The following is a 21,492-nucleotide window of genomic DNA, read 5'->3' on the forward strand; positions in this document are numbered from 1 at the left end:
GAAAGAATTTCAGGCATTTAAAGCCCTGTTTGAAACGGTAGTTGAAGACGCTTTAAAACAACTTTTACATGACAAAAACACGGGTTTTTTACGGTTTTTGCACAAAAGACCTCGAAAAAAAACCCCGAGGTCAGTCGGGGTTTTCTCATGTTTCTTACACCGGATCGTTCATCAGAAGATGTTGATCGGGTAGTCCACGAATACACGCAGCTCGTTGCCGCTGACGTTGTACTCGCTGGATTTCTGCGACACACGCAGGATCGAGCTGCGCAATTTCACGCTCAGATCTTTAGCCGGACCGCTTTGTACGACGTATTTGACCTGGTTGAAGATCTCGCGCTCGGTGCCGCCTTCGCTGGTGGATGTGGTGATGTTGTCGCCACGCACGTAAGCGAAGTTGTAGCTCAGACCCGGTACGCCGAATGCGCCGAAGTCCAGGCCGTAGCCCAACTGCCAGCTGCGCTCGTCTTCAGCGTTGAAGTCCGACCAGTAGGAGTTGGCCAGGTAGATGGTGTTGCCACCGTCACCGACACGACCTTGCTCTTTCTGATAGCCGCCGTAGGCGTAGCCCAGGTTGCTGTCGCCGGTGGAACGCTGGTGCGCCACGGTGAACGAGTGCGGGCCGGTGGCGAACGTCGCTGCCAGGCTCCAGATCTTGTTGTCGTCACCGGTAGCACCGCTCTGACGAACATAGGAGTCGTCGAGCTTGGTGCGGTAGCCGTTGAAGTCCAGGGTCAGGGACTGATCCTTGTCGATCGGGAACACGTAGTTGGCGTTCACGTACTGCTTCTTCAGCACGTCTTCAACGTCGGAAGCGTACAGCGCCGCCTTGAATCGTTCGGTGAACTGGTAGCTACCGCCCAATACGTTGATAGCCTTCAGACCACCGCTGTCACGGCCTTCAGCGCTTTTGCGCGATTCGGCAGTGAAACGACCGGCGTCCAGTTGCAGGCCTTTGATCTCTTTGGAAGTGATCAAGGTACCGGTATAGCTTTCCGGCAGCAGACGCGAATTGTCGTAGTTCAGCACCGGCAGCGCCGGCATCTGGTCACCGTAGGTCAGCACGGTGTTGGACAGACGGAATTTGACCGCAGCGCCGCCTTTGGACAGGTCGTTGGCCGGCTTGCCGCTGTCGCCACGTTTGAAGAAGTCGATACCGCCGGCACCGCTGCGATCTTCGCTGCGTTCCAGGTTCAGGGCGTACAGGCCGAAAGCATCGACACCGACACCGATGGTGCCTTGGGTGAAGCCGGACGAGAACGTACCGATGGCCGCTTGGCCCCACTCGGACTTGTCCGCGTTGCCGTCTTTGTAATCACGATTGATGTAGGCATTGCGCAGCAGCACTTTCAGACTGCTGTCTTCTACAAAACCCTTGGACTCGGCCTGGCCGTCAGCCATGGCCTGTGTAGCACTCAACATCCCCAGTGCGATCAGACTGATTCGCTTGTTCAACATTTTGTTTTCCTTATTACGGGTTGAAACGCGCTGTGTCGAACGGCTGAAACGGCGCTATTGCACTCTTTTTTCACCCCGAAACAAAAAGACCCGCCCATGACTGAGTCATGGCGGGCCTGCTCATTATTCTTGAGTCATGGCGGTTGGCCACAGGCGTTGGGCCGAATCGTAGCCGCGCCTTCAATAATGTGTCAATTTCAAGAATCGTCTTTAAATAGGTAAAAATCGTCTAAGAATCGTAAATTTTGCGATAGCGCATTGCTCGGAAATGCGCTCAGCCAGTGAATCCAGTGCGATTACGCGCAGCCACCGAGACCGCATTGCGCGGCGGATAGCCCCGGCTCAACCGCGACCACCGCTTGTCCCAACCAGTCGGCAAAAGCCTGCGGTTTGCCAAGCCATGGGCTGATGTCGATCAAGGTGAATTGCCCGTCCTGCTCAAGCGCCAATGTCGGGAAACCCTGGCCGCCCAGTTGCGCCAAGAGTGCGCGGCTGGCTTTCACATGCGCTGTCGTATCAACGGATTTAAACGCAACCGCAAAGGTGTTCTCGGCGTAGCCCAACTCACTGGCGAGTTCGAACAGTACGGACTCATCGGCAATCCGCCGTCCCTCAACGTAATGCGCCGTTTGCAAACGCCCAAGCAATTGCAGGCCACGGCCGTCGATGGACTCTGCCGCCATCACCGCTGCGATCGGCGGCGTCGAATCGAAGACCGCCGAGTGATCACGCAGCAGACCTTCGAAATACGCCTCGCCAAAGGGTTGCCCGGTGTATTCGGCGATGCGCCGGTCGTGGGGCATGACGTAATCACGCAGTTGCGGCGAAACGCGCTGACGACTCGCGCCGCTCATCATTCCGCCCGCATGGGCAATGACCGGCAGGACTTGCTGCGCCGCTTGCACCAACGGTTTGGCGCCGTAGCACCAGCCGCACAATGGGTCGTAGATGTAGTGAAGGATCATGGGAGGACTCCGGCAGACAATGAAAAATCGATGGCGGCAGACTATGCCTACGCGTGTTGGGGAAAAACGCCGGAATGGCTCTCAGACTGTTCCGAGAATCGGTCGAATGGATTACCTGATCAGGTTGTATCGAAATCGACATAAATTGAAACAATCTGACAGGGGAACTTCTCAGGAATAAATAACGGCAGCAAATGCAAAGCATTACCATTCGCGCGTTTGAATTTCCTTACCCTTTCGGATGCGCTTTTCCATGCCTGCCCCGTTCCGCCTCACGCCCGTCACCCTTGGATTGTCTGCCGTTCTGTCCAGCGGTTTTGCTTATTCCGCCACTGAACTTCCCGCCACGGCGATCAGCGCCGAAGAACAAGCCGAGGACCCGCGCGTCAAGATCAGCACCACTGCGACTCGCACCTCGACCCCGGTGCGTTATGTGCCGCAGGCCATCGACTCGATCAAGACCTCGAACGTCGCCGACTACGGCACCAATGACATCGGTGACGCCCTGAGCGGGATTCCCAACGTCAGCAGCAGCGCCGACACGCGCTTCGACAGTCTGCGCATCCGTGGCTTCGACGCCAGCAACGACTTCTATCTGGACGGCATTCGCGACGACAGCCAGTACAAGCGCGACCTGCACAATATCGAGCGGGTCGAAGTGCTCAAAGGTCCGGCAGCCGTACTTTATGGCCGAGGCAGCCAGGGCGGGATCGTCAACCGCGTGAGCAAGCTGCCCGAGTTTGGCCGTCGCTCGACCATCGAGGCCCAGAGCGGCAGCGAAGACCTGCGCAGCCTGTACGCCGACCTCAGCACCGACCCCAGCGAAAACCTCAGCCTGCGCCTGAACATGGGCAACATGGATGAAAACAGCTTTCGCGACGGCGTCAGCGGCAACCGCCAGTTGTTCGCGCCGTCGATGAGCTGGCAGCTGACTCCGGACCTGAACTGGCTGGTGCAATACGAATACAGTCGCTACAACCGCACGCCGGATCGCGGCATTCCGGGGGTGAATGGCCGTCCCGCAGACGTAGGTCGTGACACCACCTACGGCAACGATCACGATTTCATCGACGACAAGGCGCAATCCCTGCGCTCGAAATTCACCTACGAGATCAACGACGCCTGGCAACTGCGCCAGACCCTCGGTGTGTTCAAGCTCGACAGCGATTTCGACAACACCTATCTGACCGGCTTCGACCCGAAAACCAACAAGGTCGCGCGCCAGCACTGGCAGCAGGATCTGACCACCCGCAACGTCTACAACAACCTCGAACTGGAAGGCGGTTTCGATACCTTTGGCCTTGAGCATCGCCTGTTGACCGGCGTCGAGATCGGCAGCCAGCGCCGCGATCCGAAGTTGTACAACGCCGCCACCGGCAAGACACCCGGCGCACAACCGGTGCCGTCGCTCGACCTGTTCAACCCCAACCGCGAGCTGCGCCACACCGGCAGCATGCAAACGTTCAGCGACAGCCACACCGAAGTCGAAAGCCGCGCGGTCTACGTCCAGGATCAACTGCGCCTGAATGATCAATGGCAACTGCTGGCCGGCCTGCGCTACGACACCTTCGATATCGAGTCGACCAACAAGCTCAAGAACATCACTGAGGATCGCGACAGCCACAGCACCAGCCCGCGCTTCGGGATTGTCTGGACGCCGCTGCAGAACCATTCGTTCTACGCCTCCTGGTCCAAGACTTTCTCGCCAGTGGGTGGCGGCCTGATCGGCATCACTCCGGGCGCTGCCGGCAACACCAACGACTTGAGCCCGGAGCTGACCAAACAGAAAGAAATCGGCGTGAAAAGCGACTGGCTCGATGATCGCTTGAGCACCACGCTGGCGGTCTACGACCTGGAACTCTACAACCGTCGCACCAGCGATCCGAACGATCCGACCCTGACCGTCATGACCGGTCTTCAGCGCTCTCGGGGTGTCGAGCTGACCGCCACCGGCAAACTGGTCGGTAACTGGTACATGCGCGGTGGCGTCGGCGTGCAGGACACCACCATCGAGAAGGACAACAACGGTCTGGAAGGCAAACGCGTCAACAACGTGGCCAAACACAACGGCAGCCTGTTCCTGACTTGGAAACCGGAAATGGGCTGGTACGGCGAAACCGGTCTGACCTTGGTTGGCCAGCGTTACGCCGACAACGCCAACACCACCGTGCTGCCGGGTTATGGCCGCTGGGATGCGCTGCTCGGCTACCGCTTCAAGGACTGGGACTTGCGCGCGGCACTGAACAACATCACCGACCGCGAGTATTACGCCTCGGCCACCAGCCAGTATCAGATCCAGCCAGGCGCACCGCGCAGCGTGGTGATGACCGGTACCTATTCTTTCTGACTCAACCCAATACCTGTAGGAGTGAGCCTGCTCGCGATGACTATTTAACATTCAACAGATTCGTTGGCTGTTACTCCGCCATCGCGAGCAGGCTCACTCCTACAGTGGTTTTGTTTCGTGCATAAAAAGCGCCGCCATCCCGGCAGCGCTTTCAGCAATCCCTGTTGTTCTTCTTATCCTTCCATTACAGCCCATAACGCTTCCAGTTCGGCCTCGCTGAACAGGCCAGCGGGGTAGCGCTCGATCATCATCCGGCGCGGATCAGGTTCCCTGATCTGACGCGTTCCGTTGGATTTCAAAAAGTGCGCGACAATCTGGAGCGATTCACCGTTGACGGCCATGGGATGCAAAGTCCGCTCGCTGACTACGTTCACTTCGGCGTTCATTTCAGCGCTCTCTCCCCGTTCGTGAGCGGCTAAGTTATCCAAGGTATGTGACAGAACTGTTGAAGTTCCCCCCTCTCCCTAGTGCGCTGTGACCGATACAAGAGCTATGCCAAGGTTTCCGATTTGTCGACAGGCGGATACAAACAAGCCCGCGGTCCAACAGGGCCGCGGGCTTGTTTGAATGTGTAGCAAGCTAATTGTTGCCCGGCCGATTTATGAATCAACTCAAGCTGTTACGTCTCAACTCACTCTTTGTGCGGGGCTGGCTGTTGTTGGGTAAGGCAGTGGATATTGCCGCCGCCCAGTAACAGTTCACGGCCCGGCACCATCACCACTTCGTGCCGCGGGAACAGCTTCTGCAGGATCTCCCGCGCAGGCGCGTCCATTGGATCGTCGAAGCTCGGCGCGATGATGCCGCCGTTGACGATCAGGAAGTTCACGTAGGAGCCGGCCAGACGCACGGAAGGGTTGCGCTCCTGCGTACCGTCCACCGGATCGACACCGGCGCACTCTTCTTCGGTCGCATACAGCGGCCCCGGAATCGGCATCTTGTGCACCGTGAACGGGCGACCCTTGGCGTCGGTGCTGCTTTGCAGCACGTTCATCGCGGCCTGGCAGCGCGGGTAGTTCGGGTCCTGCGGATCGTCGGTCCACGCCAGCAACACTTCGCCCGGGCGCACGTAGCAGCAGAAGTTATCCACATGGCCGTCGGTTTCGTCGTTGAACAGGCCGTCCGGCAGCCAGATGATCTTGTCCACCGACAGATTGTCGCGCAGCACCGCTTCGATCTCTTCGCGGCCCAGGTGCGGGTTGCGGTTGTGATTGAGCAGGCACTCTTCAGTAGTGATCAGCGTGCCTTCGCCGTCGACGTGAATCGAACCGCCTTCAAGCACAAAACCTTCGGTGCGATAACGCGGGCTGCGCTCGATTTCAAGGATCTTGCCGCCGACCTGCGAATCACGGTTCCACGGCGAATACAGACCGCCTTCGAAACCGCCCCAGGAGTTGAAGTCCCAGTTCACACCGCGCACTTCGCCACTGTTGTTGATGACGAACGTCGGCCCGGTGTCACGCACCCAGGCGTCATCGCTGGACATCTCGACCACACGGATATTCGGCACGTCGAGGCGCGCACGGGCGTTTTCGTACTGGCCGGCCGAAACGGCAACGGTCACCGGTTCGAAACGGGCGATGGCCTTGGCCACTGCAACGTGCGCGGCCTGCGCCGGCTTGCCACCCAGGCGCCAGTTGTCCGGACGCTCAGGCCAGATCATCCAGGTCTGGGTCTGCGGCGCCCACTCGGCCGGCATGTAGAAGCCATCGTCACGCGGGGTACTTTTCAAAGTGGTCATCGGCACAGGACTCCTGGGGAACCGTCGAAGGGTTGCAAAGCAATGGCGACTTTATAACCGATAAATATCGGCATTAAAAGCTGACAACCAACCGAACATCTAAAATCTCACAACAATTATCGATATAAATCTGAATCCCTGCGGCAGCTCCTACAGGGGTCTGGTTTAGAGGCCTTCTTTGAGCACTCGATCCAGCATGTCGACAAAGAAGTCCACACTGCGCCGCGAGGTAACCATCGGCGGTTTGATCTTGAGAATGTTCAGGTCATCTCCGGTCGGCTGCATGAAGATCCCCAGCTCGCGCAGGCGATCGCACAACAACGTGGTCTCCTCGGTGGCCGGCTCCAGGGTTTCGCGATTGCGGATCAACTCCACGCCCAGATAAAACCCGGAACCGTGCACCGCACCCACCAGCGGATGTTTATCGATCAAGGCCTCCAGCCGCGCCTTGAAATGCCCGCCAACCACTTGGGCGTTTTCCCAGAGTTTTTCTTCTTCCATCACATCCAGCACCGCCATGCCGATCTGGCAACTCACCGGGCTGCCGCCAGCGGATGAGAAGAAGTAGCCTTCGGCCTCCAGCGCTTCGGCGATTTCCCGACGCGTAATCACGGCGCCGAGCGGCTGACCGTTGCCCATGCCCTTGGCCATGCAAATGATGTCCGGCACCACGCCCTGCTCTTCGAAACCCCAGAAAAAATGGCCCATGCGTCCGTAACCGACCTGTACTTCATCGGCGATGCACACCCCGCCTTGGGCACGTACCAATGCGTAAACCTGTTTCAGATACGTCGGCGGCAGCGAGATGCCCCCAGCATTGCCATACACCGGCTCGCAGATGAACCCGGCCAGTTGACGCTCCTGCGCGGCGATATGCGCCAGTTGCGCTTCGACGCTGCGCACATAATCCGGCGCTGAATCGAGGCCACGGAATTCACCGCGATAGATGTTCGGCGCGGTCACCGGGTGCACCCAGTCCGGGCGGCTTTCAAGTGCTCGCGGGTTGTCGGCGATCGACGTCGACACCGCATCGGCGCCCACCGTCCAGCCGTGATAGGCCTCCAGCACGCTGAGCATGTCGCGGCCGCCGCTGTAGGCCCACGCCAGACGGATCGCCAGGTCGTTGGCTTCGCTGCCACTGTTGACCAAAAACACCCGGTCCATGCCTTCCGGCGCCAGCTTCAGCAGGCGTTCGGAGAACTCCGCCACCGCCGCGTAGTTGAAGCGCGAATTGGTGTTGAGCAGCGACCACTGTCGCGCTGCCACCTGCGCCATGCGCGGATGACCGTGACCGAGCACCGCGACGTTGTTGAGCATGTCGAGGTAGGAGCGGCCCTGCATGTCGATCAGGTGATTGCGCCAGCCGCGCTCGATGCGCGGCGGGTCGACGTAATAGTGTTTTTGCGTGCGGGCGAAACTGGCGTCGCGCCGCTCAAGCAAGGTTTTCGCGTCCAGCTCGGGTTCGGCATCGCAGGCCAGCCCGAGCAGCGCTGCCGGCGACGGGCACAACGCCTGCCACGCGGCAGCGCGCGAAGGGCTGCAGAACAACGGCGCATCCAGCGATGCAACGCGGCTCAACTGCACAATCAACGGGCCGCTGACCGCACCCAACACCTGACCTTTGACCAGCGCCGCGCCGCTGTGCAGCGAGGCGTTCACACCGCGCAAACGCACGCTGAGCTGCGGCCCGTCGAGCTGCAACACACCGTCCGCCGCGTGATGCAGCACACCGGCAAACGGCGCTTCCACGACCGTGCCTCGTGGCACGCGCAGTTCAACGTGCAGCGGGAAGGTCTCCGGTTCGACCGCGCTGTCCACTCGCGTCTGCGACAAGCGGTATTGCCCGTAACGACTGGCCGCCAGGCCATGCGCGGCGGCGGCTTCAGTCAGCAGCTGCTGATCGATGCCCGCCTGCTCCCAGTTGCCCGCCTCGAAATGCGGACTCAGAACGCCAAGATCGATCAGCGCGAATTCACGCCCGACCAGTTCCGGCAGCAGCGGCGCGAACCCTTCACTGCCAATGGCCGGCAGTTGCTGGCCGACCGCCGTGAGGATCGCCGCTTCCATCAGCGCCAATGGCACCGAAGTCGCCACGTGGAAAATTTCCCACTCGTGACCAAGATTGTCGCGGCTGTAGGTGTTGCCCGGGTCGATGCTGACCTGCTGCTCGCCACTGAGTACCAGCACCGCCGCCCGCGCCACGATCAACGGCCACAACGCCAGCAACTCCTCATGTTGCAGCGGATTGACCGCGTGATAGGCCTGCACCGCCGGCAGAATCACGAACGGATCACCACCGGCATGGTGCAGCAGCGCCGCGCAGGTCACCGACAGATCGGTGATACGCCAGGTGCGCACCAGATCACCGAAGTCGATCACGCCCTGCAATTGCCAATGACGCGTGGCATCGCGTTGCCAGACGGCGTTGTCATCGGTGATGTCCATGTGAATCGCCTGCACCGGCATTTTGTCCTGCAACGGCTGCAAGCGGCGTTCGGCCTGTTCGGTAGCATCAGCGATCAGTGCGCGCTGGCGTTCATCCTTGATCACCGGCAGCAGGTGGTTGATCAGCGCACTGGCGTGGCGCGCATCCCATTGCAGCGCGCGCTCAAGACCCGGATGGTCGAAGCCGGCCAGCGTCAGATCCATCTCGCCACATAACTGACCGAATCTGGCCACCACGTCATGCCCCAAATGCTCGAGCTGGGTCAGCGACTGACCTTCGATGTACTCCAGCAGCCGCACGTGCACCGGCTCGCCGTTGGCCTGCAGCGATAACAGGTCCTCGCCGTTATTGGCCGGGATCACCTTGGGTACGTGTATCGATGAATGCTCGGCAAGGTATTTGAGGCCTGCATGCTGGGCCTGCAGTTCCACCAGCGCGTAATCGCCACGGCAGATTTTCAGGACAAAGCGCCCACGCTCGCTGTCTACCCGGTAATTGAGGTCCTGCTGACTGCCCAGCGCCTGCAACGTGCCGCTGAGGCCGTAATGCTCCGCCAGCCACTGCCGGGCCAGTGCCTCAGAGACCTGCGGGCTGGGCAAACTGGCGCGATGAATCAACGTGGCGAGCGGCATGGAACGACCCCTGAAATTTTGTCAGGCGCCTATATCGCCATTGCACCGATGGTTGTGCAACCCCCTGACTGCCGTTATTCGAGCGCTCGCATCCATCAGCGCTTTGCGCAAGAATGTCGGCCACTCACATCTATCCGGAAAAAACTCATGAATGTAATCACCACCGATCTGCCCGGTGTTCTGATCATCGAACCCAAGGTATTTGGTGACGAGCGCGGTTTCTTCTACGAGAGTTTCAACGCCAAGGCCTTTCAGGAAGCGACCGGTCTGGACACTCAATTCGTTCAGGACAACCATTCGCGCTCGCAGAAAGGCGTGCTGCGCGGCCTGCATTACCAGCTGCAAAATACCCAGGGCAAACTGGTTCGGGTGACCGCCGGCGAAGTGCTTGATGTAGCCGTGGACATCCGTCGCAGCTCGCCGCACTTCGGCAAGTGGGTTGCTGTACGCCTGTCGGCCGAGAACCACCGTCAACTGTGGGTTCCGGAAGGTTTTGCCCATGGTTTCGTGGTGCTGAGCGAGTTCGCCGAATTCCTCTACAAGACCACCAACTACTACGATCCATCGTCCGAACGCAGCATTCGCTGGGACGACCCTGCCTTGGGCATCGACTGGCAACTGGACGAAGCGCCGAAACTGTCGGCCAAGGATCAGGCCGGTGCGCTGCTCAAGGACGCTGACGTCTTCGCCTGAGCCTAGGCATAATGCGCCTGTTCACTCAGGCGCATCCGGCTCATGAAACCATCTCTACCCCGCAGACCCCGCTGGCGCAGCCTCGCCCTGCTGGCGCTGTGCCTGGCACCGCTGCTGTGGCCGCTGGAGCATCTGGCCGAGCGCTATTACCGCAGTGAACTGGCCGGGCAAAACCGCCAGACCCTCGATCTTTACGTCGCCAACCTGCTGGGCACCCTGCACCGTTATGAAGTATTGCCGCAGATCCTCGGCGACCTGCCGGCCCTGCGCGCCGTGCTCGGGGCACCAGACGACGGCGTCACCCAAGGCAACGCCAACCGCCTGCTGAAAAACATCGCCGCACAGACCGGCGCCGAAGTCATGTACCTGATGGACACCAGCGGCCAGACTCTCGCGGCGTCAAACTGGGACAAACATGACAGTTTCGTCGGGCGCAATTTCGCTTTCCGTCCGTATTTCAGCGAAGCCATGGCCGGGCGTCTGGGCCGCTTCTTCGGCCTCGGCACTACTTCGGCCAAACGCGGTTATTTCTTCGCCGCGGCGGTGCGCAACGGCGAAAAAATCATCGGCGTGCTGGTGATCAAAGTCGATCTCGACCACACCGAAAGCCTGTGGGGCAAAACCCCGGAACAACTGTTGGTGACCGACCATAACGGCGTGGTGATTCTCACCTCGCGCCCGGAATGGCGCTTTCGCTCGACCCGTATCTTGACCGACACCGAGCGCTCGGCGATCACCGCCATCCTGCCTTATCCGACCCGCGAGCCACGTCCGCTGAACCTCAGCGACAGCGCCTGGCTGACCCAAACCGTCGATATCGCCGAAACCGGCTGGAGCGTCAGTATTCTTGCCCCGCGCACGCTGATCGACCGTCCGGTGCGCACCGTGGTGGCGATCGGCGGCGCCACACTGTTGGTGGTGATGTTGTTGCTGGGGCTGATGATGCAGCGCCGTCGGCATTACCTGGAACGCATCGCCTTCGAGGCCAAGGCCCGTCGTGAACTGGAAGGTCGGGTGGCCGAGCGGACCAGCGATCTGGAAGGCCTCAACCGCCGCCTCAAGCAGGAAGTGCTGGAGCGCGAACAGGCTCAGCAGGAACTGGTGCGCGCCCAGGACGATCTGGTCCAGGCCGGCAAACTCTCGGCGCTGGGTACGATGTCGGCGAGCATCAGCCATGAACTCAACCAGCCGCTGGCGGCGATTCGCAGTTACGCGGAAAACGCCGAAGTGCTGCTCGATCATCAACGCACCGACGACGCCCGTGGCAACCTCAAACTGATCAGCGAACTGACCGGGCGCATGGCCTCGATCATTGCCCACCTGCGGGCCTTCGCCCGCCGCGACCGCCATGCCCCGGAAAGCGTGGCCCTGCAACCGGCGCTGGACGATGCGCTGGCGTTGCTGGCCAAGCGACGCCGCAGCATGGAGGTCGAACTGATCCGCGACATGCCCGCCGCTACGCTGTGGGTCGAGGCCGGGGAAACCCGTCTGCGTCAGGTGCTCGGCAACCTGCTGGCCAACGCCCTCGATGCGCTGACCGAAAAAGGCCCGCCGCGCAAACTGTGGCTGAGTGCCGAATCCACGGCCGAGGGCGTCAATCTGTACATTCGCGACAACGGCCCGGGCTTTTGCATGGAAGCCCTCGGCCGCGCCAGCGAGCCCTTCTACACCACCAAGACCCGTACTCAGGGCCTTGGCCTGGGGCTGGCGATCTGTGAAACCCTGATGCGCGCCTTCGGTGGTGAACTGTCGTTCGCCAACCACAAGCAAGGTGGCGCCTTGATCACCCTGCGGCTGCGCGCCGGCGCGCCCGGGGTCAGCCTGCAACCGTCCGAGGATCGAAGTGCATGACCATCGACAATCGCATTCAGGTGGTGCTGATCGACGACGATCCGCACCTGCGTCAGGCCCTCGGCCAGACCCTGGATCTGGCCGGGCTGAAAATCCTCCCGCTGTCCGAAGCCAAAGGTCTGGCCGGGCAACTGGAGCGTGACTGGCCCGGCGTGGTGGTCAGCGACATCCGCATGCCGGGCATGGACGGCCTCGAGCTGTTGAGCGAATTGCACGCTCAGGACCCGGAGCTGCCGGTGCTGCTGATCACTGGCCACGGCGACGTGCCGCTGGCGGTGCAGGCAATGCGTGCCGGCGCCTATGACTTTCTGGAGAAACCGTTCGCCAGTGACGCGCTGCTCGACAGCGTGCGCCGCGCCCTGGCCCTGCGCCGGCTGGTGCTGGACAACCGCAGCCTGCGCCTGGCCTTGAGCGATCGCAACGAACTGAGCGCACGACTGGTCGGCCACTCGGCGCCGATGTTGCGCCTGCGCGAGCAGATTGGCGCGCTGGCGGCGACCAAGGCCGACGTGCTGATCCTCGGTGAAACCGGCGCCGGTAAAGAGGTCGTGGCCCGTGCGCTTCACGATTTGTCGAGCCGGCGAAACGGCCCGTTCGTGGCGATCAACGCCGGGGCACTGGCCGAATCGGTGGTCGAAAGCGAGCTGTTCGGGCATGAGCCGGGCGCGTTCACCGGCGCGCAGAAACGCCGGATCGGTAAGTTCGAGTTCGCCAACGGCGGCACGCTGTTCCTCGACGAAATCGAAAGCATGAGCATGGACGTGCAGGTGAAACTGCTGCGCATGCTGCAAGAGCGTGTGGTCGAACGTCTGGGTGGCAATCAGTTGATCCCGCTGGACATCCGCGTCATCGCCGCGACCAAGGAAGACTTGCGTCAGGCCGCTGATCAGGGACGATTCCGCGCCGACTTGTATTACCGCCTGAACGTTGCACCGCTGCGCATTCCGCCACTGCGCGAACGCGGCGAGGATGCGCTGGTACTGTTCCAGCATTACGCCGATGAAGCCAGCGCCCGCCACGGTTTGCCGCCTCACGAACTGCAACCGGCGCAACGCGCCTTGCTGCTGCGCCACACCTGGCCGGGCAACGTGCGCGAACTGCAGAACGCTGCCGAGCGTTTCGCCCTCGGTCTGGAACTGGCGCTGGATAACAGTGGAAGCGAAAGCGGCGGCACCAGCGTGGAAGTCATCAGTGGCGGCCTCAGCGAGCAAGTGGAAAACTTCGAGAAGTCGTTGATTGCCGCCGAGCTGGCGCGCTCGCACAGTTCGGTGCGCAGCCTCGCCGAAGCCCTGGGTATTCCGCGCAAGACCCTGCACGACAAACTGCGCAAGCACGGCTTGAATTTCGCCGACAGTAGCGCCCATGGAGACGAAGCCGAATGAGCCGCGACAGTCACTATCTGGAATCGGTGCTGCATCACGACATTCCCCTGACCCGCGAGATGGGCCTCAAGGTCCTCGCCTGGCACGAACAACAGTTAAGCCTGCACTTGCCGCTGGAGCCGAACGTCAATCACAAAAGCACCATGTTCGGCGGCAGTCTCTACTGCGGCGCGGTGCTGGCGGGTTGGGGCTGGCTGCATCTGCGCCTGAAGGAAGAAGGCATCGAAGACGGGCACATCGTGATTCAGGAAGGCCAGATCAGCTATCCGCTGCCCGTGACCGGTGATGCCACGGCGATTTGCCCGGCACCGGAAGCGGCGGTCTGGAAGAAGTTTCTGGCGATGTATCAGCGTTATGGGCGGGCGCGATTGACGCTCAACACGCGGATCGTCAATGCCGGAAGTGATGAGGATGCGGTGACGTTCAGCGGGCAGTACGTTTTGCACCGCTGAAGCAAAAGATCGCAGCCTTCGGCAGCTCCTACACGGGATTCGCATTTCCCTGTAGGAGCTGCCGCAGGCTGCGATCTTTTGATCTTATGAGCGCGCCAGTTCCAGCAATCTTGAACGCCACGCCGCCTTCGCCGGCAACGCCAGAAAGAACTCATTGAGCAGCGATTCCCGCGCCGGATAACAGAACGCTTCGCCCTGCAGATCCAGCACTTCGCCGCCGGCACCTTCGAGCACGCCCTGCGCGGCCGCGGTGTCCCATTGCGAAGTCGGCGCCAGTCTTGGATAGCAATCCGCCGCCCCTTCAGCCAACAGACAAAACTTCAGCGAACTGCCGATGTTCGCCAGTTGCAATTCGCCCAGGCTGGCGCTCAAACCGGCAAGCAGCCGCTCTTGCTCCGGACTCGAGTGCCGACGGCTCGCCACCACGGTGAACGCTTCACCGGGCGCGAGCACCTCACGCACCTCAATCGCCACCGGCGAACCACCTTTGTCCCCACGCCACGCACCGAGACCGGCTCCGCCGACATAGAAACGCCCATTGGTTGGCATCGACACCACGCCAAACACTACCCGACCGTTTTCGATCAGGGCGATGTTGACGGTGAATTCCTCACTGCCGCTGATGAACTCCTTGGTACCATCCAGTGGATCCACCAGCCACCAGCGCTGCCACCCGGCACGCACGCTCTGCGGGATGTCGGCATCTTCTTCGGACAGAATCGGAATACTGGAGTCCAGCGCGGTCAGCCCAGCAACGATCACATGGTGCGCAGCGATGTCCGCCGCCGTCACCGGTGAGTCATCGGACTTGGCGGTGACCGCCACGTCAGCGCGCCAGAACGGCAGGATCGCCTCGCCAGCCTGCAATGCCAGCTCAACCACTGGCGCCATCAACGGATGCGGAAACTTCATCGATATCTCACTCACGACCGAAAGAACCCGCGCTGCGTCAGCAGATCACGCGCCAGATACAGCGCCGCCAGGGCACGGCCTTCGGTAAATTGCGGGTTTTGCGCCAGCGCCGCCAGCTCACCCAAGTTGACCTTGTCAACGCGCATCGGCTCCGGCTCGTCGCCCTCCAGACGCTCCTCGTAGAGGTCGGTGGCCAACACCACCTGGATCTTCTGGCTCATGTAACCGGGCGACAGCGACAACTCGGTCAGATGTTCCAGCTGGCGCGCGCCGAAACCGGCCTCTTCCTTGAGCTCGCGCTCGGCCGCTGCCAGCACATCTTCACCCGGCTCGATCAGGCCTTTGGGCAGGGACAGTTCGTATTCGTCGGTGCCGCCGCAGTATTCCTCGACCAGCACCGCGTGCTCGCTGTCGAGCATCGCCACAATCATCACCGCGCCATAACCCGCGCCTTTGCCGACCAGACGCTCGTAAGTGCGTTCCACGCCATTGGAAAAACGCAGCTTCAGTTCTTCGACGCAAAACAGACGACTGGTGGCGACGATCTCGCGGGCGAGTACAGTGGGTTTCTGGCGCATGCAAAGCTCCTTGGCGTGAACGCGCTACTATAACGCGGCTTTCCCGATTGTTTGTGTCGGATATCTTTCTACCGCTCGAGACGTTGCCATGCCTTCTTTACCGTGGTCTGACATCGATACCGTCCTGCTGGACATGGACGGTACCCTGCTGGATCTGCACTTCGACAACCATTTCTGGCTGGAACACCTGCCGCAACGCTACGCCGAACTGCACGGTGTGAGCCGGGCCATGGCCGAGATGGAATTGCAGCCGCTGTTCGAGCGCCATGCCGGGCAACTGCAGTGGTACTGCCTGGATTTCTGGAGTGCCGAGCTGAAGCTCTCGGTGCGTGAACTCAAACTGGAAACCGCGCACCTGATCGCGCTGCGTCCGGATGCCGACACCTTTCTGCAGGCGATCAAAAAAGCCGGCAAACGGGTGATCATGATCACCAACGCCCACCGCGATTCACTGTCGTTGAAACTGGAACGGATCGAACTGGCGCCGTACTTCGAGCGGCTGATCAGCTCACACGATTACGGTTTCCCTAAAGAGAATCCGCAGTTCTGGGATGCTTTGCAGGCGGATATCGATTTTGATCCGGCGCGCAGTCTGTTCATCGACGATACGTTGCCGATTCTGCGCAGCGCCCGGGATTTCGGCGTGGCGCATCTGTTGGCGGTGAAGGAGCCGGACAGTCGCAAGGGGCCGAAGGACACGGCCGAGTTCGCGGCGGTTGAAGACTACCGCGATTTGATTGTCGGCCTCTGACTCCCTGTAGGAGCTGCCGCAGGCTGCGATCTTTTGACTTTGATTTTAAAAAAACAAGATCAAAAGATCGCAGCCTGCGGCAGCTCCTACACGGGTTATGTGTTACTCGGGGATACGCAGGGTCTGGCCCGGGTAGATTTTGTTTACATCCTTGAGCAGTGGTTTGTTGGCCTCAAAGATCTTGTTGTACTGGTTGGCGTTGCCATACACCGCCAGGGAAATCGCGCTGAGGGTGTCGCCCTTTTTCACCACGACAAAACGCGCGGCGGCCACCACCGGCCCGGTCACGGTGATCTGATCATCAACGCTGCCCACGCCTTCGATATTACCCACCGCCAGCAAAATCTTTTCCTTCTCCTCCTGGCTGGCGACTTCACCGGTGACCGTCACCTTGTCGCCGTCCACGGTGGCCTGAACATTCGGGTTGCCCAACCCGACCTTGCTGATATGTTCCTTCAACTGCTCACTGGCATTGGCATTGCCCGGGGTCAGCAGGTCGATCAGCTTTTCACCGGCTTCTTTCACAAAGCTCAACAGACTCATAGCGCACACTCCTTGATTTGGGTTCCAGACGTCCAAGCCTAGACCACACCAGAGCAACCCGGTTCCGGGCCGACCAATGACCCGGTAGCCGCTTGATCGACGCCATCTATCAATAGATCGACAGTACCGATTAGACGCGACAAGTTGCCGCGCCTAGTCTTAGCGTTGATCAATCCGTCGGTGATGCCATGAACGCCAAGCGCCCAACTTGCGCGGCGCCTGCACTCGAAACGCCCGCGCCCGCCGCCAGCCAGACTTACAGTTACAGTGACCTGCCCCTTGTGGAATCGGCCAACACCGCGCTCGCCGAGGAAGTCGCGCTGGCAATCGCCTACAACGGCATCAGTCAGGCGGTGATGCTGGTAACGCCGACGGATCTGGAAGATTTCATCGTCGGTTTCAGCCTCGGCAGCGGCACCATCGAAGACGCCAGCGACATCTATGACCTGCAACTGACCGGCGCAGGCTCCGCGCAATACGCGCAAGTGACTATCGCCAACCGCGCGTTCTGGAACCTCAAGCAGCAGCGCCGACAACTGGCCGGCACCAGCGGCTGCGGATTGTGCGGCGTTGAAGCCGTCGAGCAAGCGTTGCCCGATCTGAACGTCCTGCCCGGAGCACCGTTACCGCCCGCCGCATGGCTCGACGGCCTGCGCCAGCGCATCGGCGCGTTCCAGCCGCTTGGTCAGCACTGCGGCGCGGTCCACGCGGCGGTGTTCATGAACGCCAGCGGTGAATTGCTGCTGGGCCGTGAAGACATTGGCCGGCACAACGCCCTCGACAAACTGATCGGCGGGCTGATCCGCCAGAAGATTTCCACCGAAGGCGGTCTGGCGATTGTCACCAGTCGCTGCAGTCTCGAATTGATTCAGAAAGTTTTACGCGCCGGCATCCAGACCCTGGTCAGCCTGTCCGCGCCCACGGGCCTTGCCGTGCAATGGGCCCGTCGCCACAACCTCAATCTCATCCACCTGCCGCAGAAGAATGCGCCGCGGGTCTACAGCCCAGCGATGGAGAATCAAGCGTGAGCCAACATCATCAAGCCGACCAGAAACCTGTCCCGCGCTACAAACCTTACAAAGGTGCAGCCGGCGGCTGGGGTGCGCTGATCAGCGTGGCCCAGGCGTGGTTGACCAGCGACAACGCGCTGAAGAACCTGCGCATGATGCTCAAGACCAACCAGAACGGCGGCTTCGACTGCCCGGGCTGCGCCTGGGGCGATTCGCCGGAGAGCGGCATGGTCAAGTTCTGCGAGAACGGCGCCAAAGCGGTGAACTGGGAGGCGACCAAGCGTCGGGTGGACGGCAAGTTCTTCGCCAAACACAGCGTCACGTCGTTGCTGGAGCAGAGCGACTATTGGCTTGAATACCAGGGCCGCCTGACCGAGCCGATGGTCTACGACGCCGAGACCGACCGCTACAAACCCATCGCCTGGGACGATGCCTTCGCCCTGATCGGCAAACACCTGCAAGCGTTGTCGAGCCCCGATCAAGCCGAGTTCTATACCTCGGGCCGTGCCAGCAACGAAGCGGCATACCTGTATCAGCTGTTTGTGCGCGCCTACGGCACCAACAACTTCCCCGACTGCTCGAACATGTGCCACGAGGCCAGCGGTGTGGCGTTGGCGCAAAGCGTTGGCGTCGGCAAAGGCACCGTGACCTTCGACGACTTCGAACACGCCGACGCGATTTTCGTCTGGGGCCAGAACCCCGGCACCAATCATCCACGGATGCTCGAACCACTGCGTGAAGCGGTGAAGCGCGGCGCGCAAGTGGTGTGCATCAACCCGCTGAAAGAGCGCGGTCTGGAACGCTTCCAACACCCGCAGCACCCGATCGAAATGCTCACCAACGGCGACAAGCCGACCAACACCGCGTACTTCCGTCCAGCACTGGGCGGCGACATGGCGGTGCTGCGCGGCATGGCCAAGTTCCTGCTGCAGTGGGAGCGCGATGCGCAGAAGGCCGGTGAACCTGCGGTGTTCGATCACGACTTTCTCAATGCCCACAGCACCAACGTGCTGGAGTATCTCGGCGTGGTCGATGACACGCCTTGGGAGCAAATCGTCGCGCAATCCGGCCTGACCCTGGTCGAGATCGAGCAAGCGGCGCGCATGTACGCCAAAGGCAAGAACGTGATCATGTGCTGGGCGATGGGCATCACCCAGCATCGCCACTCGGTGCCGACCATCCAGGAAATCGCCAACCTGATGCTGCTGCGCGGCAACGTCGGCAAACCCGGCGCCGGCTTGTGCCCGGTGCGCGGTCACAGTAACGTGCAGGGCGACCGCACCATGGGCATCAACGAGCGTCCGCCGGTGGCGTTCCTCGATTCACTTGAGCGGCGCTTCCAGTTCAAGGTCCCGCGTGACAACGGGCACAACGTGGTCGAGGCGATCCATGCGATGGCCGAGGGCCGCGCCAAGGTCTTCATCGGTCTGGGCGGCAACTTTGCCCAGGCCACACCGGACAGCCCGCGCACCTTCGCGGCGCTGAGCAATTGCGACCTCACGGTGCAGATCAGCACCAAGCTCAACCGCAGCCATCTGGCCCACGGTAAAGACGCGCTGATCCTGCCGTGCCTGGGCCGTACCGACATCGATATCCAGACCGAAGGCCCGCAGGCGGTCACCGTGGAAGACTCGTTCAGCATGGTCCACGCCTCCAATGGCCAGTTGCAGCCGCTGTCGAACCAGATGCGCTCGGAACCGGCGATCATCGCCGGCATCGCCGCCGCCACGCTGGGGAGCAAACCGGTGGACTGGAACTGGCTGGTGGCCGACTACGGGCGCATCCGCGACCTGATCGCCGACACCATTCCCGGCTTCAAGGACTTCAACGAAAAGGTCAAGAACCCAGGCGGTTTCTACCTCGGTAACAGCGCTGGTGCGCGCAAGTGGAACACCCCTTCAGGCCGGGCCAACTTCCGCGCGAACCTGCTGCCCAAGGATCTGGTGCATGAACGCACCCGCGCCACCGGGCAACTGCCGGATCTGATCCTGCAATCGATGCGCTCCCACGATCAGTACAACACCACGATCTATGGTCTCGACGACCGTTATCGTGGGGTCAAGGGTCAGCGCGATGTGCTGTTTGCCAACGAGGCCGACATCATTCGCCTGGGCTTCCGCCCGGGACAGAAGGCCGACATCGTGTCGATCTGGGACGATGGTCGTGAGCGTCGGGTGAAGGGCTTTACCTTGCTCGCGTTTGATATCCCGGCGGGGCAGGCCGCGGCTTATTACCCTGAGGTGAATCCGCTGGTGCCGCTGGAAAGCACCGGGGATGGCAGTCATACGCCGACATCGAAGTTCATTGCGATCCGCCTTGAGGCGGCGAGTGAGACCGGGTTGATCATGGCCAAGTCCGCTTAAAGACGCTGCCCTGTGGCGTGGGAGCTTGCTCCCGCTGGAGGCCGCAGGACTGCCTCCGTTTGCATTTTTTGGGGCCGCTTCGCGGCCCGGCGGGAGCAAGCTCCCTCGCCACAGAATTTGTGTTGAGTCTCTGTTTCCTGAAACTTTCAAACGCCCACAAAAAAGGCCGCTTTTTAACAAAGCGGCCTGTCCGAAGCAGCTAAAGACCGGCGAAAATCGCTTAAGTTCCGCATACAAAACAGTAACTTGCATAATTGTATACAAGTCGTGTTATTCGTCGGATTTCGATTGTCAGCCTTGTTACACAGCCTCAGGATCGCGCCGTCATCCCTTTGAGGCTCCTCTATGAAGTTCTCCTCGATTCTCTTGTTGTCCCTTGGCCTGGTCAGTGGCTTCGCTTCTGCCGGAGGCACCACCGAAGCAGGTGTGGGCGGCGCATTGGGCGGGGTTCTTGGCTCGGTCGTCGGTCAGTCTTTAGGCGGCAGCACAGGTTCAACCATTGGCGCAGCCCTGGGCGGCGCGGGTGGTAGCGCGGTCGGCGCCAACAAACACAGCCGTGGCGAAGCGGCCATTGGCGGTGCGTTGGGCGCAGCCGGCGGTAACGTGGTCGGCCGCAGCATGGGCGGCACCACCGGCAGCCTGATCGGCGCCGCAGCAGGTGGCGGCGCCGGTGGCGCGCTGGGCAACTACATGGGCAACAAGAGCAACGACGACGACCGTCATTACGATCGCGATCGTGATCACCGTCGCTACTACCGCGACGACCACCGTGGTCGCGGCCATGCCTACGGCCATCGCAAGCATCACCGGTATTACAACCACCGCTGATTGCTGAGCCTGGCGGGCAACGGATCAAAAGATCGCAGCCTGCGGCAGCTCCTACAGTCGAACCCTGTAGGAATTGCCGCAGGCTGCGATCTTTTTTGCGTTATCACACCAGCAAACGCTCAAGAGCCTGACGCAACCGGCCAGGAATCGGTACCGGCTGATTGCTCGTCCGATCCACAAACACATGAACAAAACGCCCCGCCGCACACGCCTCGCTTTCACCGACCTTGAACACCGCCAGTTCATATTGCACCGAACTGTTACCCAGCTTGCCGACCCGCAGACCGATCTCGATCAGGTCCGGGAACGCGATCGAGGCGAAATAATCGCAAGATGAACTCACGACGAAACCCACCACCTCGCCGTCGTGGATATCCAGGCCACCGACCTGAATCAGGTAAGTGTTCACCGCGGTATCGAAAAAGCTGTAGTAGGTAACGTTGTTGATGTGCCCATAAGCATCGTTGTCGTGCCAGCGGGTGGTGATCGGCTGGAAATGCGGGTAGTCGGTGCGTTGCGCCATGGTGCTGGACATCGGTGTCG

At 60.9% G+C, this 21,492-nt stretch carries 18 protein-coding genes; 9 read left to right on the forward strand and 9 right to left on the reverse strand.

Features of this window, described 5'->3' with window-relative positions; genetic code table 11:
* Positions 1-171: 171 nt before the first annotated feature.
* Positions 172-1,458: an OprD family porin gene (locus ACIP8I_RS07845; RefSeq protein ID WP_400760010.1), complete on the reverse strand. Its 1,287-nt coding sequence runs from the start codon at positions 1,456-1,458 to the stop codon at positions 172-174.
* Positions 1,459-1,754: 296 nt separating this feature from the next.
* A complete protein-coding gene (locus tag ACIP8I_RS07850) occupies positions 1,755-2,423 on the reverse strand; it encodes a DsbA family protein (protein ID WP_400760011.1) in 669 nt (222 codons plus the stop codon).
* 253 nt (positions 2,424-2,676) lie between these two features.
* Here ACIP8I_RS07850 and ACIP8I_RS07855 point away from each other — a divergent pair, with 253 nt between their 5' ends.
* A complete protein-coding gene (locus tag ACIP8I_RS07855; protein WP_400760013.1) occupies positions 2,677-4,770 on the forward strand; it encodes a TonB-dependent receptor in 2,094 nt (697 codons plus the stop codon).
* Positions 4,771-4,943: 173 nt separating this feature from the next.
* Here the strand turns inward: ACIP8I_RS07855 and ACIP8I_RS07860 are convergent, their stop codons facing one another.
* From ACIP8I_RS07860 to ACIP8I_RS07870, 3 genes are all read right to left on the reverse strand, one after another.
* Positions 4,944-5,156 (reverse strand): hypothetical protein, encoded by a 213-nt coding sequence (locus ACIP8I_RS07860; RefSeq protein WP_007961849.1) that lies wholly within the window; start codon positions 5,154-5,156, stop codon positions 4,944-4,946.
* 245 nt (positions 5,157-5,401) lie between these two features.
* On the reverse strand, positions 5,402-6,508 hold the full coding sequence (aguA, locus tag ACIP8I_RS07865) for an agmatine deiminase (protein ID WP_400760016.1): 1,107 nt from the start codon (positions 6,506-6,508) through the stop codon (positions 5,402-5,404).
* A gap of 165 nt (positions 6,509-6,673) precedes the next feature.
* Positions 6,674-9,586 carry an aminotransferase gene (locus ACIP8I_RS07870; RefSeq protein WP_400760018.1) on the reverse strand — a complete coding sequence of 971 codons (2,913 nt, stop codon included), beginning with the start codon at positions 9,584-9,586 and terminating at the stop codon, positions 6,674-6,676.
* A 147-nt stretch (positions 9,587-9,733) separates the two neighbouring features.
* Between ACIP8I_RS07870 and rfbC the strand changes: the two genes are divergently transcribed.
* Genes rfbC through ACIP8I_RS07890 form a run of 4 tightly spaced genes read left to right on the forward strand, consistent with a single transcriptional unit; the run spans position 9,734 to position 13,964 of the window.
* On the forward strand, positions 9,734-10,279 hold the full coding sequence (gene rfbC, locus ACIP8I_RS07875; RefSeq protein ID WP_007961846.1) for a dTDP-4-dehydrorhamnose 3,5-epimerase: 546 nt from the start codon (positions 9,734-9,736) through the stop codon (positions 10,277-10,279).
* 42 nt (positions 10,280-10,321) lie between these two features.
* A complete protein-coding gene (locus ACIP8I_RS07880) occupies positions 10,322-12,130 on the forward strand; it encodes an ATP-binding protein (RefSeq protein ID WP_400760020.1) in 1,809 nt (602 codons plus the stop codon).
* Complete coding sequence (locus ACIP8I_RS07885) at positions 12,127-13,512, forward strand: sigma-54 dependent transcriptional regulator (RefSeq protein WP_367082529.1); 1,386 nt, start codon at positions 12,127-12,129, stop codon at positions 13,510-13,512. The genes ACIP8I_RS07880 and ACIP8I_RS07885 overlap by 4 nt, the downstream gene beginning before the upstream one ends.
* Positions 13,509-13,964: a YiiD C-terminal domain-containing protein gene (locus ACIP8I_RS07890; RefSeq protein WP_400760022.1), complete on the forward strand. Its 456-nt coding sequence runs from the start codon at positions 13,509-13,511 to the stop codon at positions 13,962-13,964. Before ACIP8I_RS07885 ends, ACIP8I_RS07890 begins: the two co-directional genes overlap by 4 nt.
* 84 nt (positions 13,965-14,048) lie before the next feature.
* Here the strand turns inward: ACIP8I_RS07890 and cysQ are convergent, their stop codons facing one another.
* Both cysQ and nudE read right to left on the reverse strand, forming a co-directional pair.
* Positions 14,049-14,876, reverse strand: a complete 828-nt coding sequence (cysQ, locus tag ACIP8I_RS07895; protein ID WP_400760024.1) for a 3'(2'),5'-bisphosphate nucleotidase CysQ — start codon at positions 14,874-14,876, stop codon at positions 14,049-14,051.
* Positions 14,877-14,887: 11 nt separating this feature from the next.
* On the reverse strand, positions 14,888-15,454 hold the full coding sequence (nudE, locus tag ACIP8I_RS07900; RefSeq protein ID WP_400760027.1) for an ADP compounds hydrolase NudE: 567 nt from the start codon (positions 15,452-15,454) through the stop codon (positions 14,888-14,890).
* Positions 15,455-15,542: 88 nt separating this feature from the next.
* Here nudE and yrfG point away from each other — a divergent pair, with 88 nt between their 5' ends.
* On the forward strand, positions 15,543-16,205 hold the full coding sequence (yrfG, locus tag ACIP8I_RS07905; protein WP_400760030.1) for a GMP/IMP nucleotidase: 663 nt from the start codon (positions 15,543-15,545) through the stop codon (positions 16,203-16,205).
* 102 nt (positions 16,206-16,307) lie between these two features.
* Here yrfG and lysM read toward each other — a convergent pair whose 3' ends face one another.
* Positions 16,308-16,748 carry a peptidoglycan-binding protein LysM gene (gene lysM, locus ACIP8I_RS07910; RefSeq protein ID WP_008080501.1) on the reverse strand — a complete coding sequence of 147 codons (441 nt, stop codon included), beginning with the start codon at positions 16,746-16,748 and terminating at the stop codon, positions 16,308-16,310.
* 188 nt (positions 16,749-16,936) lie between these two features.
* Here lysM and fdhD point away from each other — a divergent pair, with 188 nt between their 5' ends.
* From fdhD to ACIP8I_RS07925, 3 genes are all read left to right on the forward strand, one after another.
* Entirely contained in the window at positions 16,937-17,776 is an 840-nt protein-coding gene (fdhD, locus tag ACIP8I_RS07915; RefSeq protein ID WP_400760033.1) for a formate dehydrogenase accessory sulfurtransferase FdhD, read from the forward strand.
* Positions 17,773-20,121, forward strand: coding sequence for an FdhF/YdeP family oxidoreductase (locus ACIP8I_RS07920; RefSeq protein WP_400760035.1), 2,349 nt, complete (start codon positions 17,773-17,775; stop codon positions 20,119-20,121). Before fdhD ends, ACIP8I_RS07920 begins: the two co-directional genes overlap by 4 nt.
* Positions 20,122-20,466: 345 nt before the next feature.
* Entirely contained in the window at positions 20,467-20,949 is a 483-nt protein-coding gene (locus tag ACIP8I_RS07925; RefSeq protein ID WP_367082522.1) for a glycine zipper domain-containing protein, read from the forward strand.
* 103 nt (positions 20,950-21,052) lie between these two features.
* Here ACIP8I_RS07925 and ACIP8I_RS07930 read toward each other — a convergent pair whose 3' ends face one another.
* Positions 21,053-21,484 carry an acyl-CoA thioesterase gene (locus ACIP8I_RS07930; RefSeq protein WP_400760038.1) on the reverse strand — a complete coding sequence of 144 codons (432 nt, stop codon included), beginning with the start codon at positions 21,482-21,484 and terminating at the stop codon, positions 21,053-21,055.
* Positions 21,485-21,492 lie beyond the last annotated feature (8 nt).

Source organism: Pseudomonas sp. NPDC088414 (genome assembly GCF_044753325.1).
Lineage (GTDB): Bacteria > Pseudomonadota > Gammaproteobacteria > Pseudomonadales > Pseudomonadaceae > Aquipseudomonas.